Source organism: Mesorhizobium sp. B2-6-4, from assembly GCF_006441495.1.
Taxonomy (GTDB): Bacteria; Pseudomonadota; Alphaproteobacteria; order Rhizobiales; family Rhizobiaceae; genus Mesorhizobium.
Window position 1 is genome coordinate 140626 of the sequence record NZ_VFUE01000012.1, and the last position, 14345, is coordinate 154970.

Genomic DNA, 14345 nt, shown 5'->3' on the forward strand with positions numbered 1-14345 from the left:
GCGCAAGGCGGGGGAAGCGGCCGGCGGGCCGGTTGAATTCGCGCCTGACATGGCGTTAGCTTGTTGCGGCGCACCAAAAGCGCCAAGGGGCAGGGACGGGCAGGATGGATTACGACATGCTGGTCATTGGCAGCGGCCCTTCCGGCCGTCGTGCCGCTGTACAATCGGCCAAACTCGGCAAATCGGTACTGGTCGTCGACAGGGGGCGGCGCCTGGGCGGCGTTTCCGTGCACACGGGCACCATTCCGTCGAAGACGCTGCGCGAAACCGTGCTCAATCTCTCGGGCTGGCGTGAGCGCGGCTTCTATGGGCGCGGCTATCGGGTTAAGCAGGACATCTCGGTCGGAGACTTGGTCGAGCGCCTGCACAAGACGCTCGACCACGAGGTCGAGGTGCTGCAGCACCAGTTCATGCGCAACACGGTCAAGAGCTCCCGCGCCGCGGTGAAATTTCTCGGGCCCAACAGGGTCAGCCTGACATCGGACAATGGCGACTACAGCGAGGTCGGCTTCGCCAATGCGCTGATCGCCGTCGGCACCAGGCCGCACCGGCCGGGCGACGTGCCGTTCGACAAGAGCCGCGTGTTCGACAGTGACGAAATGCTCGAGCTCGACCGCTTGCCGCGCACGCTGACGGTCATCGGCGCCGGGGTCATCGGCGTCGAATACGCGACGATCTTTTCGGCACTCGACGTGCCGGTGACGCTGGTCGAGCCGCGCAACACGATCCTCGATTTCGTCGACCGCGAGATCGTCGACGACTTCATCCACCAGATGCGCGACCGCGGCATGACCATCCGGCTGGGAAGCGCCGTGAAGGAGATTGCCTCCAGGCCCGACCATGCAGAGGTCACGCTGGCCGACGGGCGCACCATACGTTCCGAGATCGTGCTCTACGCCGCGGGCCGCACCGGCAATGTCGGTAGCCTCGGCCTCGATGCGGTCGGCATCGAGGCTGACTCCAGGGGACGCATCAAGGTCGATCCGCACACCTTCCAGACCAGCGTGCCCAACATTTACGCCGCCGGCGACGTGATCGGCTTTCCGAGCCTGGCCTCCACCTCGATGGAGCAGGGCCGGGTAGCCGCGTGCCATGCTTTCGGCGTGACATTGCCGCCGCCGCCGGAAACCTTTCCTTATGGCATTTACGCGGTGCCCGAGATCTCCACCGTCGGCCAATCCGAGGAACAGGTGCGCGAGAGCGGCGCCGCCTACGAGGTTGGCGTGGCCCGTTTCCGCGAGACCTCGCGGGGCCACATCATGGGCGTCAACACCGGCTTCCTGAAGCTTCTGTTCTCGATCGAGACACGCCGCTTGCTCGGCGCGCATATCGTCGGCGAGGGCGCCACCGAACTGATTCACATCGGCCAGGCGGTGATCAATCTGGGTGGCACGGTCGACTTCTTTGTCAACAATACATTCAACTATCCCACGCTGGCCGAGGCCTATAAGATCGCCGGGCTGGACGCCTGGAACAGGATGGGGCAGGGATAACCCTGTCGCCGGCCACTATTATCCTCACTCCGCCGCCTCCCGTTTGGCCGTGGGCGATCCGGTTGCGAGCAGCAGGGGCAGGCAGAGGACATAGAGCGTCGCGCCCGCGACCCACACCATGCCTGGGAAGACCATTCGAGTGCGAAAATAGAGCACGGCGATGACGAGTGGTCCGAGCACCGAGACCAGGCTCGTCATGCTGGTGAGCACACCTTGCAATCGCCCCTGGTGATCTGCCGCGACACGTGACGTCAGCAACGATTGCAGCGCCGGGGCTCCGATGCCGCCGAGACAGAAAAGCGGCAACAGCGCGAACGCCATCCAGCCTTGCCAGGCCAGCGCGATCGACACATAGGCCGTGCTGTCGGCAAGGATGGCGACCATGAGCGCTCGCCTTTCGCCCCAGCGCTCGGCGATCGGTCCGGCGACGAAACCCTGGGCCCCGGCATGGAAGAGGCCGAACAATGCCAGCGAGATGCCCACGGTGAAAAGGCTCCAGCCGAATTTGTCCTGCACGTAGAGAACCCAGACCGTGCCGCCGACTTCGCCGACAAGGCCGAGCACGGCAAAGGCGCCGAGCAGCGGCAGCAGGGCCGGAAAAGTCAGGGCCCAACGCAGCGGCGCCAGCGGGTTGAACGACAGCGGCTCGCCTGTGCCGCCGACCCGCTCCGGCTCCGGCAGCAGAAGGAAGGCCAGCACCAGATTGATGCCGGTGAACCCTGTCGCCGCCAGGAACGGCGCGCGCAGCCAGACATCGCCGAGCAGGCCGCCGAGCGCCGGACCGGCGATGAACCCGACGCCAAAAGCGGCGCTCAGATGGCCGAAGGCGCGGGCGCGCCGCTCTTCGCTGCTGATGTCGACCATATAGGCGGAGGCCACCGCCATGCTGGCGCCCGTTATGCCGGCGATCAGTCGGCCGACGAACAGCAGCGGCAGCGACGGCGCGAAGGTCATGAACAGATAATCGAGCATCGACCCGGCAAGCGACAGAAGCAGCACCGGCCGGCGGCCGTAGCGGTCGGACAACGCGCCGAGCAGGGGCGAAAACAGCACCTGCATCGCGGCATAGGCGGCGAGGAACGCGCCGAAAATCCAGCCGATGTCCTCGACATGGCCAACCTCGCGCAACAGCCCCGGCAGCACCGGCATGATCAGCCCGATGCCGGCCGCGTCCAGCGCCATTGCCGTCAGCACGACGAGATAGGCCCTTTTCATCGAGATGCTTCTTTCCTAAAGTTTATCGGTGATAAGGTAGCGTTTATCACCGATAAATTGGCTGGGCAAGCGAGGTGCATATGAAGCTGGACAAGGCGCTGATCGTGGCGCAGGCGCTCGAGCTGTTGAACGACGTCGGCATCGATGCGCTCTCGACCCGGCTGCTGGCGCAGCGGCTCAAGGTCCAGCAGCCGGCACTCTACTGGCATTTCAGGAACAAGCGCGCCCTGCTCGACGCAATGAACGAGGAGATCCTGCGGCGCGGCCATGGACATCAGGTACCGCTGCCGGGCGAGAGCTGGCAGGAATTCGTACGCAACAACGCCCGCAGCTTCCGCGGCGCCTTGATGGCCTATCGCGACGGTGCGCGCGTCCATGCCGGTACCGAGGCCGATCCGGGCGATCTCGAACATGTCGAACGGTTGCTCACTTTTCTGCGCGAGGCCGGCATGCCTTCCGTCATGGCCATGCGGTTGCTGATGATCGTCGGGCGCTACACGGTGGGCTGCGTCCTCGAGGAACAGGCAGAATATCCGGCCGGCCCGGGTCGAGGTGCAGCGCTCGATGCCAAGGCAAGCGGTTACCCGCTGCTCAGCCAGGCCCTGGCCGATTATCGTGCGGGCGGTCACGAGGCGCTGTTCGAAAGCGGCCTCGACTTGCTGATTGCCGGGGCGCAGGCCGGCATCGCTGAAGGAGGCTGAGCGCGGCGATCCGCGTCTTGCCCGTCAGGCGGCAGGAGCGGGCGGGGCAAGCCATTGCCGCACGATCGCGGCATCGGGGTCGCCGATTTCATGGCCCGAAGCGACGATACGCGCGTCGACCTCGGCGCCGCGCTGGCTGAGCAGCGTTACCAGGGCCGGCGCGAAGGGTCCGTAGGTCAGGTCGGCGGCGCCGGCGACAATCAGCGCCTTGATGCCGGTCAGATCGGTTGCCGGCGTCTCGTCCAGCACCGGCATCGGCCGCAGCAGTGCCGCCCGTCCGACAAGGCCGGGATGGAGCAGCATCAGGCTGGAAACCAGATTGGCGCCGTTGGAATAGCCGAGGAAAGCCGCGCGCTTCGGATCGATCCGGTGCCGCTTCATGGCCTCGGCCATGAAGCGTGCGAAAGCGGCCGTCTCGCGGCGGATGCTGGCCTGCTCGAAGCTGGTCGGCGTGATCCGCTCGAACCAGCGGAAGCCGTCGTCCTGGACGATGCGGCCACGCACGGCGACCAGGCAGGCATGCGGTGCGATCTGCCTCGCCAGCGGCACCAGGGTCGTCTCGTCGACACCTGATCCATGCAGCAGGAACAGGCATTCGTCGCTGGCCCCGCCGGATCCGAAGAAGCGATAGGAAAAGGCCAGATCCAGCCGCGGCAGGCTGTTTTCGACGCTTGTATCGCTCATGCCGTATCCTTTTGATTACATTTCGTTTCACTCAATTTGCCGGCTTCAAAACGCAATATTTTCATGCTCCGCGAAAGTTGATTGAACCGGGCGCATTTCAGTCCGTTTCTGCGCCGATATACTCCATCGCGGAGGAATCGAAGCGGTGCGCCGGGGGTCGCATTGCTGGGCATGAACAACCAGCTTTGAGGCCTTTTGTCGATGACCACCCCAGTTCCAACCGAGCGCGATACGCGCATCGATGTGCTGCGTGCGCTCGCGCTGCTGACGATCTTCGTCGACCATGTGCCGGGCACGGCTTTCGACACCCTGACCTACAAGAATTTCGGCTTTTCGGATGCGGCCGAGGCTTTCGTGCTGATATCGGGCATTTCGGTCGCGCTTGCCTATGGCACGAAGTTCCGCCCGGGAGGCCGGCTGCTCGCGACGCTGAAAATGTGGCGGCGGGCAGGCGTGCTCTATATCGCCCATATCGTCACCACGATGGCGGTAATGGCATTGTTCTGTGCCGCGGCGGTGTTCGGCCGGCGGCCGGAACTGCTGAAGCTGATCAACATCGAACCGCTGATGAAGGACACGCCCGAGGTGCTGGTCGGCATCGTCACGCTCGGCCACCAACTCGGCTACAACAACATCCTGCCGGTCTACGCGGTGCTGCTTTTGCTGGCGCCGGCCTTCTTGCTGTTCATCAGCTACAGGCCGCTTGCAGCGCTGACCGTGTCCGGCCTGCTGTGGCTTGTAGCCGGCATCTGGCAGATCGCCCCGCCGAACTATCCCGAGCCCGGCCTGTGGTTCCTCAATCCGCTGTCCTGGCAGTTCCTGTTCAACATCGGCCTTGCCGCCATGCTGCATGTCAGGCGCGGCGGCGTCATTCCAGCCAACCGCTGGCTGATCGGTCCCGCCGCTGCCTATGTGCTGGCCGCGTTGGCATGGGTGCATAGTCCGCTTTGGGGCCAGGTGACCTGGTTCGACCTGCCGGTGGTGCTGACCGGCTTCGACAAGACATTCCTGTCGCTCCCGCGGCTGCTGCACATCCTGGCGGTCAGCTATCTGGTGGTGGCACTGCCTGCGGTCTCGAACCTGTTCCGCACCGGACCCGACCATCCGCTGGCGATACTCGGCAAGCGCTCGCTGCCGGTGTTCATCGCCGGCACGCTGATCGCCATGGTCGCCCAGGTAATGAAGCTGATCAATCCCGGCGGCCTCGCCTATGACAGCCTGCTGCTCGCCGCCGGCATCGCCATGCAGTTCGCGCTCGCTTTCTACCTCGAATGGTTGTCGACCATCGGGGGTTCGGGGAAAGCCAGGACGACGCAAAAGGACGCCAAGCCCGTCCAGGCGTCGTTCGGTATCTCGGCCGTGGCTAGAGCCAACCGCTGAGGTCGGCGAGTCGGTTCAGCGGCGCGGTGGAGCCGAGGAGGCGCGCACAATCAGTTCGACCGGCAGCAATTGCCGACTGACCTTGCCGTCGTTTTCCAGGATCGCCTTGACCGCAAGCCGGCCCATCTCGGCGATCGGCTGTGCGACGGTGGTCAGTGGCGGCTCGGATAGCGCTGCTTCGGGAACGCCGTCGAAACCGATGACCGAAACATCATCGGGGACATTCAGCCCGCGCGCGCTCAGCCATTCAAGCGTTGCCAAGGCCATCCTGTCCGACATCGCCAGGATGGCCGTGGGTGGTTCGCCGGAAGCAAAGATCGTTTCCAGCCCCGCCTTTGTGGTGGCGGCATCGTTGGCGGTTTCGTAGACGGGCACTTTGGATGTATCGATGCCAACCCGCGAAAGCTCCCGGAAGTAGCCGGTGAGGCGATCGCGTGTCCCCGCATAGGCCGCGGCGCGAAGCTCCTCGGGCGAAATGATGCCTGTCCTGCCGTCGGCGAAAGGCAGCGCCAGCACGGCAAAGCGGCGATGCCCGAGTTCCGTCAGATGGCGCGCCGCCAGGCTGGCGCCGGCGATGTTGTCGACGCCGATCGCCGCGACGGATCCATCCTCCGAATCCAGGTCCAGCGCCACGAAGGGCAGTTTGCGCTCACGCGCCAATTCGACAAGGCGCGAGCCGCCTTCGATACAGAAGACGATGAAGCCGTCGACAAGGGCGCTCTGGATATTCCAGGCAAGCTGTTCGGTGTTGGCCGCCGAGACTAACGAGATACCGGCCCCGGTCGCATCGCAGGCCTGCGAGATACCGGCCATCATCACGCGCGCGAAGGGATCCTCGAAGAAATAGGAGAGGGGCTCCGCGGTGGCCACGCCGATGGCGTTGACCTTGCCGGCCCGCAGCAGGCGGCCCTTGGGATCGGGGCCGGCATAGCCCATCGCCTCGGCCGCCGCACGGACCCGTTCGCGGACTTCTTCGCGCACGATCTCGGGGCGGCTGAAAACGTTGGAGGCGGTGCCGTGCGAAACACCGGCTGCCTTGGCGATGTCGGCCAGCCGGACGGGTCGTCGATTGCCTGCGGTGAGTGACGCCATTTGCGCGTGCCTCCTGACATGCATTTAGCACGTTCCCGATTTGCATCTAGCACTTTCGTTGGATCGATTCAAATTTTGCTTGACCGGCGGCTTCCGTAGGCCTATCTTTGAATCGATCCAACTAAGATCTGCCTGCTGGATTAAACCTGGATGGGAGGTGCGCCATGCATCCTGTTAACTATCTGTTCGAAGACATCTACCGCAACGACTGGAGCATCGGGTCGGCCGCCAACAAGTCCAAGCGCCGCGGCGGAACAAGCCCGTGGATTCGCGATCTGCGCTTCCTGGTGGCGCGCAAGCGGAGCTGACTGGCGTGAATTTTTTGCGTCGGCCTATTGGATCGATTCAATTCAAATCAAGAGGAGAAGAGCCATGCATCCCATGAAGCATCTGTTCGACGACATTTATCGCAATTATTGGGGCATCGGCACGGCCGCGGAGCGGCCAGAGGCGCCGCGCCGCGCGACGCTCTCGGCGCGCAACCGCGATCTTTGGATCCGACTTGAACGTCGCCGGGATTGAAACCGGCCGCGCATCTCAGGGTCGCCGACGCACCACGGCGGAGACAGCTATGGTCAGCCAGCCTGCGATGAGCAGGGTGCCTCCGATCGGCGCCGACATCGGAAACAGCCTCGATCCGAGAAAATCGCGGGCGAGAAGATCGCCCGTGAAAAGCACGAGCCCGACGAGCAGCACCAGGCTGGCTAACCGCAGCGGGCGATTCGCGTCGAGGAGACCGACGGCGAGAAACACCGGTGCGTGCATCAGCAGGAACGATGCCGCCGTACCGGTGAAGGCGCCGCCGAGATGTGCGGCGGCCGCCGACAGCGCCACGCCGGCCGCGCCCACGATGCCGGCGGCGAGCACAAGCAGACGGCTGCCGGTCGTTTCGGTCAGGTTCATGTCGACGCTCCTTCGGTTGATCGGCTGGGCAGTTCGTCAGGGCTTGCCCGCTTCCATCAACATATTCCGCGTCCGCCGCGCCTGGACAATCCAGTTGTAGACCGCGCCGAGCGCCATCAGCACCGACGTGCCGAGAAACACCGCCCGCATGCCGAAATGGCCGCCGACGAAACCGCCGGCAAGCGGTCCGGCGACCTGGCCGACATATTGGGCCGAGATCGAAAGACCGAGCACGTTGCCGCCGACGCCGTCGGGAATGTTGTGGCGGATGACGCTGGTGATGCAAGGCAGCAAACCGCCGAGCGCCAGGCCCATCAGGAAGCGCAGCCCGATCAGTTGCCAGCCGTCGGTGACGAAGGCCTGCGGAATGAGCAGCAGCGCCGACACGGCCAGCGCGCCGACGACGACGTTCCAGTGACCGACGCGGTCGGCGAGCCTGCCAAGCCATGACGCCGACAGGATTGCGCCAAGGGCGGCCGCCGACATCACCACGCCGGCAACGAGCGTCACCCGGCTCTGGTCCTCGATCAGCTGCTGCACATAGACGGTGATGATCGGCTCGATCGACATGGTGGCGAAGGCCAGCAGCATGCCGGTCGTCAGCATGGCCACGACCGGACGCTTGTCGGCAATTTGCGACCAGCCGCTCTTCGGCTTTGCCGCCGTCGCGGCTTTGCTTGCTTGCGGGCGCTGGTTCTCCTTGATCAGGAATGTCGTCGCCAGAAAGGCAAGGAAGATGACGCCGCCGGACAACAGAAAGGTCGCGCGGATGCCGATTACCGGCGGCAGCGCGCCGCCGAGCAAGGGGCCGACCAGCGAACCTGCCGTGATGCCAGCGGACAAGACACCGAGCGCCCAGCCGGAGCGGTCCTTCGGCGTCTGCATGGCCACCAATATGGTCGAGCCGGAGGAATAGCCGCCGGCAAAGCCGATCAGCAGGCGCAGCAGCACCAATTGCCAGACCGTCTCGACCATTCCGGTCAGCGACATGCAGATCGCCATGCCGAAGGAGGCGCGCACCAGCATCAGCTTGCGGCCGTAGCGGTCGCCGAGCCGTCCCCATAACGGCGCAACGAGCGCCGCCGCGAAGAAGGTCGCCCCATAGGCGATGCCCGACCATTGCACGATCGCCGCATGGCCCTCGACGCCCAGTTGCTCGACATAGAGCGGCAGGAACGGCAAGAGCAGGGTCATGGCGATGAGCGTGCTGAACGAACCCGCGAAGCAGACGGCGAGATTGCGCCGCCAGTGGATATTGTAGCCGCCCTGTTCCGTATCGTTCTGCGTCATGCCGTGCCTGCGTGTGCCAGGGATTGTTGTGGATACCATTTTGGGATACCAAGTCGGTATCCGTCATGGACCCACAGCCCGACCGCTGTCAATGCGGGCACGTGAAAAGGCAACAACGATGTCGCAGATGCACAACGTCGAACGGCAGCTCCGCGAGATGATCCTTGGACTTGAGATCGGCCCGGGTGAGAAACTCACCGAGCGCTGGATCGAAAGCCGCTTCGGCGCCTCGCGCACGCCGGTCAGGGCTGCGCTGCTGCGGCTCGAAACCGAAGGGCTGGTCGGCAGGGACGGGCGCGGCTGGACGGTCTCGCCCATCAACCTGGCCGAACTCGAGCAGATCGCGGTCTACCGCGAAGCGGTCGAGGTCGCGGCCTTGCGGCTGACATGCGGGCTTGCCGACAGAAGTGCCGTCGATGTCATCGAGGCTATGCTCGTCTCCTGCGACGACGACACTCCGCGCGAGGAATGGCATCGCGTCGGCATGGATTTCCACATCGAGCTGGCGCGACTGTCCGGCAATGAATTCCTGTTTCGGGCCGTCCGCGACGCGATGACCAGGCTTTCGCGCGCCCGTTGGCTGGAGGTACGCGATGGAGCGGCCCTTGGCCGCGCCTGGGCCGAACATCATGCCATCCTGGCCGCCGTGCGGAGCGGCGATGCACAGGAAGCCGCGCGCTTGCTCTCGCAGCATATCGTGGGCAGTCGCGACCGTCTGTTGACGTCGCTGGCCAATGATCGCCGCGGCCTTCGCGCCAGGGGATTTGCCGTCGTGGCGGCATAATGCGGCCTGCAGGGCAGGCCACTCGCCGCCGAAAAAAGGACCACCGGCCCCGAGCCCCACTTTCGGCCTCGCTTCGCGGACGCCGATGGCGTAGGACCGGGCGATGGAAAACAACCGATTTGAAGTACCCGTGACCGTCAAATCAGTCACGGCGGGAAGTACACAGCTCTTACGCTCGGCCCGCGAGGCTTCCGACTATCTCATGAACAGCTGGCCCGGCAAGCGCACTCCCAAGCATCGCGCGGCGCTGCAGGCCTGCCACGATGCGCTGGCCGGCGACAAGCCGGCCATGAACGCAAGGCGCGCCTTTATCGCGGCGGCGCGTGAAGTGGACGTCTTCGTCAGCGACAAGGCGCCGGCCTGATCCAGGCCGGATTGCCGCCGCGCGCCGTCACTCCTCTGTTTCAGTCTCGGCGTCAGTCTCGGGTTTCTGACGCTCCCGCGCCGCAGCCTTGGCCGCCAGCTTTTCGGCCTTCTTGGCCGCCTTCTGGCGATCGCGTTCCTTGCGTTCCTGATCGTAATTTGGTGCTCGTGCCATAGCGGCTCCTTTTTTGCTGTTCTTGTGGGCTGACTACGCGTCGTTCGCCTTCCGACGTCTCGGAGCCGGCACCAGGGTTCCTATAAGCTGCTTCGGTCGATCACAAGGTCGGCGGCGCCGAAACGCTCCTTTGCCGTCAGCTGCTGATGCCAATAGGGATAGAGCAGGGGCGGGCGGCTGACCGCGTCGAGGCGATCACGTTCCTCGCCGGCCAGCGTCAGGCTGGCCGCCGCGATATTGTCCCTGAACTGGGCCTCGTTGCGCCCGCCGATCACAAGCGAGCTGATAGCCGGCCGGCCAAGCAGCCAGGCAAGCGCCACCTGTGCGGCGGACACACCGCGGGCCTTGCCGATTTCGACCAGCACATCGACGATCCGCCACAGCCGGTCCTCGTCGCGGATCGGCGGTTCGGACCAGCCGGCGACCTGGCGCGCGGTCGGGCTGTCACGGTGATACTTGCCCGACAGCAGGCCGCCCGCCAGCGGGCTCCACACCAGCACGCCCAATCCCTGGTCGACCGAGATCGGCAGCAGCTCGTATTCGGCTTCGCGTGCTTCGAGCGTGTAGTGGATCTGCTGGGTGACGAAGCGCGGCTGATGGCGGGTGTCGCTGATGGAGAGCGCCTTCATCACCTGCCAGCCGGAATAGTTGGAGCAGCCGACATAGCGGATCTTCCCCTGGCCGACCAGCGTGTCGAGCGCGGCGATGGTCTCTTCGAGTGGCGTCACGCCGTCCCATTCGTGCAGGAAATAGATGTCGATGACGTCGGTCTTGAGCCGCTTAAGGCTTTTCTCGCATTCGCGGATCAAATGATGGCGCGACAGGCCTTCGTCATTGGGACCGTCGCCGATGCGCATGCGCGCCTTCGAGGCGATCAGCACGTCGTTCCTGCGCTTGCCGCCGAGTGCCTCGCCGATGATCTCCTCCGACAGGCCGTCCGAATAGACATTGGCCGTGTCGATGAGATTGATGCCGGCATCGATGCACAGATCGATCATGCGCTTCGCCTCGGCGAGATCGCTGTTGCCCACAGCCGCGAACGGGCCGGCGCCGCCAAAGGTCATGGTGCCCATCGTCAGCGCCGAAACCTTCAGGCCGGAACGGCCGAGAGTGCGGTATTCCATGTCAGTCCTCGCGATTGAGAAGAATGGCCCGATCAGGTTGCTGGATTTGTAGGACAATCCGTGCGGCTTGTCGCCCTCCGGCCCCAGCACACCGATGAGCGGCCGTGGCGTGCCCCTGCAATAAAACCGTCATTGCCGGCCTATACTCAGTCGATCAGGGCGTTGCGCGCCGCCGTCAGGACGCGACCCAGTGCGCCCGGTCGTTGCCGGAGGCGGCAGCTTGCAGATGGAGGAACACCAGATGAATGAATCCATACCCAAGTCCGGCGCCCGGGACTGGCTGGAAGCCGAACTCGCCGACACGCTCGACGAGGACTATGAACTGGAGATGTCGGAACCGGCGCTGTCGCTGGAGATCGCCAGGATCTACAAGAACGCGCATCCGCCTTCTATCGACCGCATGCAGTATTTTCGCGACCTGATCGGGCTGCAATCCGAGCTGATCAAGCTGCAATCCTGGGTCGCCTACCACAAGAAGAAGCTTGTGGTGATCTTCGAAGGCCGCGATTCGGCTGGCAAGGGCGGCGTCATCAAGCGCATCACCCAGCGGCTCAACCCGCGCATCTGCCGCGTCGTGGCGCTTCCGGCACCGACCGAGCGAGAGACGTCGCAATGGTATTTCCAGCGTTATGTGCCGCACCTGCCGGCCGGCGGCGAGATCGTTCTGTTCGACCGCTCCTGGTACAACCGCTCCGGCGTCGAGCGGGTGATGGGTTTCGCCGGGGCCGATCAGGTGGAGGAATTCTTCCGTGACGTGCCGGAGTTCGAGCGCATGCTGGTCCGTTCGGGCATCACGCTGGTCAAATACTGGTTCTCGATCACCGACGAGGAACAACAGATGCGCTTCCTGATGCGCATCCACGATCCGATGAAGCAGTGGAAGCTGTCGCCGATGGACCTGCAGTCGCGGGTGCGCTGGGAACAGTACACCAAGGCCAAGGAAGAGACCTTCGCCCGTACCAACATTCCGGAGGCGCCCTGGTTCATCGTCGAGGGCAACGACAAGAAGCGCGCCCGGCTGAACTGCATCGACCACCTCTTGCAGCAGGTTCCCTACGAAGAGGTGCCGCACGAGGAGATCACGCTGCCCGAGCGCGTCTTCAATCCCGAATACGAGCGCCAGGTGCTGCCGCGCGAGCTTTACGTGCCGGAGAAGTATTGAGTGAGGCGAGCGGGTGTCGCTCGAGAGCGGCACCCGCGTCAGGCTAGGCTCGCTCGATAACCACATGTGTGGCGTCGGGCGTCGCGGTCTGTTCGGTACAGCGGTAGCCAAGCTTGACCATGTCGAGATCGGCGAAGAGGTGCTCGCCGGAGCCGAGCAGCACCGGCGAGATCGCCAGATGCATCTCGTCGATGAGCCTCTCCTGGAGGTACTGCCGGATGGTGGCGACGCCGCCGCCGACCCGCACATCGCTGCCATTGGCCGCTGCCCTTGCCTGCTCGAGCGCCGAATGGATGCCATCCGTAATGAAGTAAAAGGTCGTGCCGCCCTCCATGACGATCGGCTCGCGCGCATGGTGGGTCAGCACGAAGACCGGCACATGATAGGGCGGGTTGTCGCCCCACCAGCCCTTCCAGTTTTCGTCAGGCCATTCGCCGCGGATCGGCCCGAACATGTTGCGGCCGAGGATCCAGGCGCCGACATTCTCGAAGCTGCGCGCCGCGAACGCCTCGTTGATATCGGTTGTGCCGCCATCGTCTCCGAGCACCATCTTGCGGAAGGTGCGGGTACCGATCATCCATTTGTGCAGGGCTTCCCCACCGACGCCGAGCGGGTTTTTCAAATCCTGGTCGGGACCGGCGCCGTAACCGTCGAGCGACAAGGTGAATGCGTTGACGCGAAGTCTGGACATGGAAAGCCTCCTCAGACCAGTTGTATTTTGCAAGCAGTTACTTTCTAGCAAACCGATTGCAAATTGCAAGTAGTATTTTCCGCGATCGAAAAGATGCATATCCGTACTTCGCCTATGCGATGTCCAGAGTGTTGCCTGATGGTTGGTGCGGATGCCAAAATGGCGGTTGCCGAGACAGCCGCTATACCGGCTCATTTGCCGGTGGGTCCATGAAGAGCATATGGTTTGAAGGCGCTGGGGAAACTATGCTCTCAGCATCTCCGCCACCTCAGGGGCGAAATAGGTCAAAATGCCGTCGCAGCCGGCGCGTTTGAAGGCAAGAAGCGATTCCAGCATGACCTTTTCGCCGTCGATCCAGCCATTGGCGCCCGCCGCCTTGATCATCGAATATTCGCCCGACACCTGGTAGGCGAAGGTCGGCATCGCAAATTCGTCCTTCAGCCTGCGGATGATATCGAGATAGGGCAGGCCGGGCTTGACCATCAGCATGTCCGCGCCTTCGGCCAGGTCCTGCTCGGCTTCGCGCACCGCTTCGTCGGAATTGGCGTGGTCGATGTAATAGGTCTTCTTGTCGCCCTTGAGCAGGCCGGCCGTGCCGACCGCCTCGCGGTACGGCCCGTAGAAGGCGGAGGCGAATTTCGTCGCATAGGACATGATCGCCACGTCCTGAAAACCGTTTGCGTCGAGCGCGTCGCGGATCGCTCCGATGCGGCCGTCCATCATGTCGGACGGCGCGATGATGTCGGCGCCGGCCGCTGCTTGTATGACGGCCGCCGCGGTCACCTGTTCCACCGTCTCGTCATTGACGATGAGACCGTCGCGCAGAATGCCGTCATGACCATGGCTGGTGAACGGGTCGAGCGCGGCGTCGGTGATGACGCCGATCTCAGGCACCGCGTCCTTGATCGCGCGCGTGGCGCGGTTGATGACGTTGTCGGGATCGAGGATATGCGAGCCGGTCTCGTCGCGCAGCGAAATGTCCACATTGGGAAAGGTGGCAAGCGCGGGGATCCCTAGCTTCGCCGCGCGTTCGGCCTCCTTGACGGCAAGGTCGATCGACAGGCGGAAGACGCCCGGCATGGCGGCGATCGGCTCGCGCACTTGTCTGCCGTCGACGACGAAGATCGGCCAGATCAGGTCGTCGACGGAAAGCTTGTTCTCCTGCACCAGGCGCCGCGACCAGTCGGCCTTGCGCATGCGTCGCAAGCGGCGGCTGCCGGTGATGTCGTCGACGCTGCGCGCGCCGGCAGGTTTTGCGGGGGTGAATCTGTTCATCGCCAAAACTCTC

General features: G+C 64.1%; 17 protein-coding genes. 8 read left to right on the forward strand and 9 right to left on the reverse strand.

Annotation, left to right across the window (positions count from 1 at the left end; all coding sequences use genetic code 11):
* Positions 1-104: 104 nt before the first annotated feature.
* Positions 105-1493 carry a Si-specific NAD(P)(+) transhydrogenase gene (gene sthA / locus FJ426_RS18200; protein ID WP_140494088.1) on the forward strand — a complete coding sequence of 463 codons (1389 nt, stop codon included), beginning with the start codon at positions 105-107 and terminating at the stop codon, positions 1491-1493.
* Between the two features lie 24 nt (positions 1494-1517).
* Here sthA and FJ426_RS18205 read toward each other — a convergent pair whose 3' ends face one another.
* Positions 1518-2708, reverse strand: a complete 1191-nt coding sequence (locus FJ426_RS18205; protein WP_140560563.1) for a TCR/Tet family MFS transporter — start codon at positions 2706-2708, stop codon at positions 1518-1520.
* A gap of 80 nt (positions 2709-2788) precedes the next feature.
* On the opposite strand from FJ426_RS18205, the gene FJ426_RS18210 reads away from it, so the two are divergent.
* Positions 2789-3409, forward strand: coding sequence for a TetR/AcrR family transcriptional regulator C-terminal domain-containing protein (locus FJ426_RS18210; RefSeq protein ID WP_140494084.1), 621 nt, complete (start codon positions 2789-2791; stop codon positions 3407-3409).
* A 24-nt stretch (positions 3410-3433) separates the two neighbouring features.
* Here FJ426_RS18210 and FJ426_RS18215 read toward each other — a convergent pair whose 3' ends face one another.
* Positions 3434-4093 carry an alpha/beta hydrolase gene (locus tag FJ426_RS18215; protein ID WP_140560564.1) on the reverse strand — a complete coding sequence of 220 codons (660 nt, stop codon included), beginning with the start codon at positions 4091-4093 and terminating at the stop codon, positions 3434-3436.
* 201 nt (positions 4094-4294) lie between these two features.
* Here FJ426_RS18215 and FJ426_RS18220 point away from each other — a divergent pair, with 201 nt between their 5' ends.
* Positions 4295-5473: an OpgC family protein gene (locus FJ426_RS18220; protein ID WP_140560565.1), complete on the forward strand. Its 1179-nt coding sequence runs from the start codon at positions 4295-4297 to the stop codon at positions 5471-5473.
* Between the two features lie 15 nt (positions 5474-5488).
* On the opposite strand, the gene FJ426_RS18225 is transcribed toward FJ426_RS18220, so the two are convergent.
* Positions 5489-6565 (reverse strand): substrate-binding domain-containing protein, encoded by a 1077-nt coding sequence (locus tag FJ426_RS18225; protein WP_140560566.1) that lies wholly within the window; start codon positions 6563-6565, stop codon positions 5489-5491.
* Between the two features lie 164 nt (positions 6566-6729).
* Between FJ426_RS18225 and FJ426_RS18230 the strand changes: the two genes are divergently transcribed.
* Both FJ426_RS18230 and FJ426_RS31410 read left to right on the forward strand, forming a co-directional pair.
* The gene (locus tag FJ426_RS18230) at positions 6730-6873 is read left to right on the forward strand and encodes a hypothetical protein (protein ID WP_140494076.1); all 144 of its coding nucleotides are present in this window, start codon (positions 6730-6732) and stop codon (positions 6871-6873) included.
* Between the two features lie 64 nt (positions 6874-6937).
* Positions 6938-7087 (forward strand): hypothetical protein, encoded by a 150-nt coding sequence (locus FJ426_RS31410; protein WP_181165119.1) that lies wholly within the window; start codon positions 6938-6940, stop codon positions 7085-7087.
* A gap of 15 nt (positions 7088-7102) precedes the next feature.
* Here FJ426_RS31410 and FJ426_RS18235 read toward each other — a convergent pair whose 3' ends face one another.
* The gene (locus FJ426_RS18235) at positions 7103-7468 is read right to left on the reverse strand and encodes a DUF423 domain-containing protein (protein ID WP_140521759.1); all 366 of its coding nucleotides are present in this window, start codon (positions 7466-7468) and stop codon (positions 7103-7105) included.
* A gap of 36 nt (positions 7469-7504) precedes the next feature.
* Complete coding sequence (locus tag FJ426_RS18240; RefSeq protein WP_140521761.1) at positions 7505-8758, reverse strand: multidrug efflux MFS transporter; 1254 nt, start codon at positions 8756-8758, stop codon at positions 7505-7507.
* Between the two features lie 118 nt (positions 8759-8876).
* Here FJ426_RS18240 and FJ426_RS18245 point away from each other — a divergent pair, with 118 nt between their 5' ends.
* Both FJ426_RS18245 and FJ426_RS18250 read left to right on the forward strand, forming a co-directional pair.
* Positions 8877-9542 carry a GntR family transcriptional regulator gene (locus FJ426_RS18245; protein WP_140494070.1) on the forward strand — a complete coding sequence of 222 codons (666 nt, stop codon included), beginning with the start codon at positions 8877-8879 and terminating at the stop codon, positions 9540-9542.
* A gap of 130 nt (positions 9543-9672) precedes the next feature.
* The gene (locus FJ426_RS18250) at positions 9673-9906 is read left to right on the forward strand and encodes a DUF982 domain-containing protein (RefSeq protein ID WP_246670991.1); all 234 of its coding nucleotides are present in this window, start codon (positions 9673-9675) and stop codon (positions 9904-9906) included.
* A 27-nt stretch (positions 9907-9933) separates the two neighbouring features.
* Here the strand turns inward: FJ426_RS18250 and FJ426_RS18255 are convergent, their stop codons facing one another.
* Together FJ426_RS18255 and FJ426_RS18260 are read right to left on the reverse strand one after the other, a co-directional pair.
* Positions 9934-10080, reverse strand: coding sequence for a hypothetical protein (locus tag FJ426_RS18255; RefSeq protein ID WP_140560567.1), 147 nt, complete (start codon positions 10078-10080; stop codon positions 9934-9936).
* An 80-nt stretch (positions 10081-10160) separates the two neighbouring features.
* Positions 10161-11204: an aldo/keto reductase gene (locus FJ426_RS18260; RefSeq protein ID WP_140560568.1), complete on the reverse strand. Its 1044-nt coding sequence runs from the start codon at positions 11202-11204 to the stop codon at positions 10161-10163.
* 241 nt (positions 11205-11445) lie between these two features.
* On the opposite strand from FJ426_RS18260, the gene ppk2 reads away from it, so the two are divergent.
* A complete protein-coding gene (gene ppk2 / locus FJ426_RS18265) occupies positions 11446-12366 on the forward strand; it encodes a polyphosphate kinase 2 (protein ID WP_140560569.1) in 921 nt (306 codons plus the stop codon).
* 43 nt (positions 12367-12409) lie between these two features.
* Here ppk2 and FJ426_RS18270 read toward each other — a convergent pair whose 3' ends face one another.
* Both FJ426_RS18270 and hemB read right to left on the reverse strand, forming a co-directional pair.
* Positions 12410-13057 carry a dihydrofolate reductase family protein gene (locus FJ426_RS18270; protein WP_140560570.1) on the reverse strand — a complete coding sequence of 216 codons (648 nt, stop codon included), beginning with the start codon at positions 13055-13057 and terminating at the stop codon, positions 12410-12412.
* Between the two features lie 243 nt (positions 13058-13300).
* A complete protein-coding gene (hemB, locus tag FJ426_RS18275; protein ID WP_140515685.1) occupies positions 13301-14332 on the reverse strand; it encodes a porphobilinogen synthase in 1032 nt (343 codons plus the stop codon).
* Between the last annotated feature and the right edge of the window lie 13 nt (positions 14333-14345).

What these genes read in the sequence shown, in the direction of transcription:
- sthA (WP_140494088.1), top strand. Translation starts at nt 105, where the DNA reads ATGGATTACGACATGCTGGTCATTGGCAGCGGCCCTTCCGGCCGTCGT.
- FJ426_RS18205 (WP_140560563.1), bottom strand. Translation starts at nt 2,708, where the DNA reads ATGAAAAGGGCCTATCTCGTCGTGCTGACGGCAATGGCGCTGGACGCG.
- FJ426_RS18210 (WP_140494084.1), top strand. Translation starts at nt 2,789, where the DNA reads ATGAAGCTGGACAAGGCGCTGATCGTGGCGCAGGCGCTCGAGCTGTTG.
- FJ426_RS18215 (WP_140560564.1), bottom strand. Translation starts at nt 4,093, where the DNA reads ATGAGCGATACAAGCGTCGAAAACAGCCTGCCGCGGCTGGATCTGGCC.
- FJ426_RS18220 (WP_140560565.1), top strand. Translation starts at nt 4,295, where the DNA reads ATGACCACCCCAGTTCCAACCGAGCGCGATACGCGCATCGATGTGCTG.
- FJ426_RS18225 (WP_140560566.1), bottom strand. Translation starts at nt 6,565, where the DNA reads ATGGCGTCACTCACCGCAGGCAATCGACGACCCGTCCGGCTGGCCGAC.
- FJ426_RS18230 (WP_140494076.1), top strand. Translation starts at nt 6,730, where the DNA reads ATGCATCCTGTTAACTATCTGTTCGAAGACATCTACCGCAACGACTGG.
- FJ426_RS31410 (WP_181165119.1), top strand. Translation starts at nt 6,938, where the DNA reads ATGCATCCCATGAAGCATCTGTTCGACGACATTTATCGCAATTATTGG.
- FJ426_RS18235 (WP_140521759.1), bottom strand. Translation starts at nt 7,468, where the DNA reads ATGAACCTGACCGAAACGACCGGCAGCCGTCTGCTTGTGCTCGCCGCC.
- FJ426_RS18240 (WP_140521761.1), bottom strand. Translation starts at nt 8,758, where the DNA reads ATGACGCAGAACGATACGGAACAGGGCGGCTACAATATCCACTGGCGG.
- FJ426_RS18245 (WP_140494070.1), top strand. Translation starts at nt 8,877, where the DNA reads ATGTCGCAGATGCACAACGTCGAACGGCAGCTCCGCGAGATGATCCTT.
- FJ426_RS18255 (WP_140560567.1), bottom strand. Translation starts at nt 10,080, where the DNA reads ATGGCACGAGCACCAAATTACGATCAGGAACGCAAGGAACGCGATCGC.
- FJ426_RS18260 (WP_140560568.1), bottom strand. Translation starts at nt 11,204, where the DNA reads ATGGAATACCGCACTCTCGGCCGTTCCGGCCTGAAGGTTTCGGCGCTG.
- ppk2 (WP_140560569.1), top strand. Translation starts at nt 11,446, where the DNA reads ATGAATGAATCCATACCCAAGTCCGGCGCCCGGGACTGGCTGGAAGCC.
- FJ426_RS18270 (WP_140560570.1), bottom strand. Translation starts at nt 13,057, where the DNA reads ATGTCCAGACTTCGCGTCAACGCATTCACCTTGTCGCTCGACGGTTAC.
- hemB (WP_140515685.1), bottom strand. Translation starts at nt 14,332, where the DNA reads ATGAACAGATTCACCCCCGCAAAACCTGCCGGCGCGCGCAGCGTCGAC.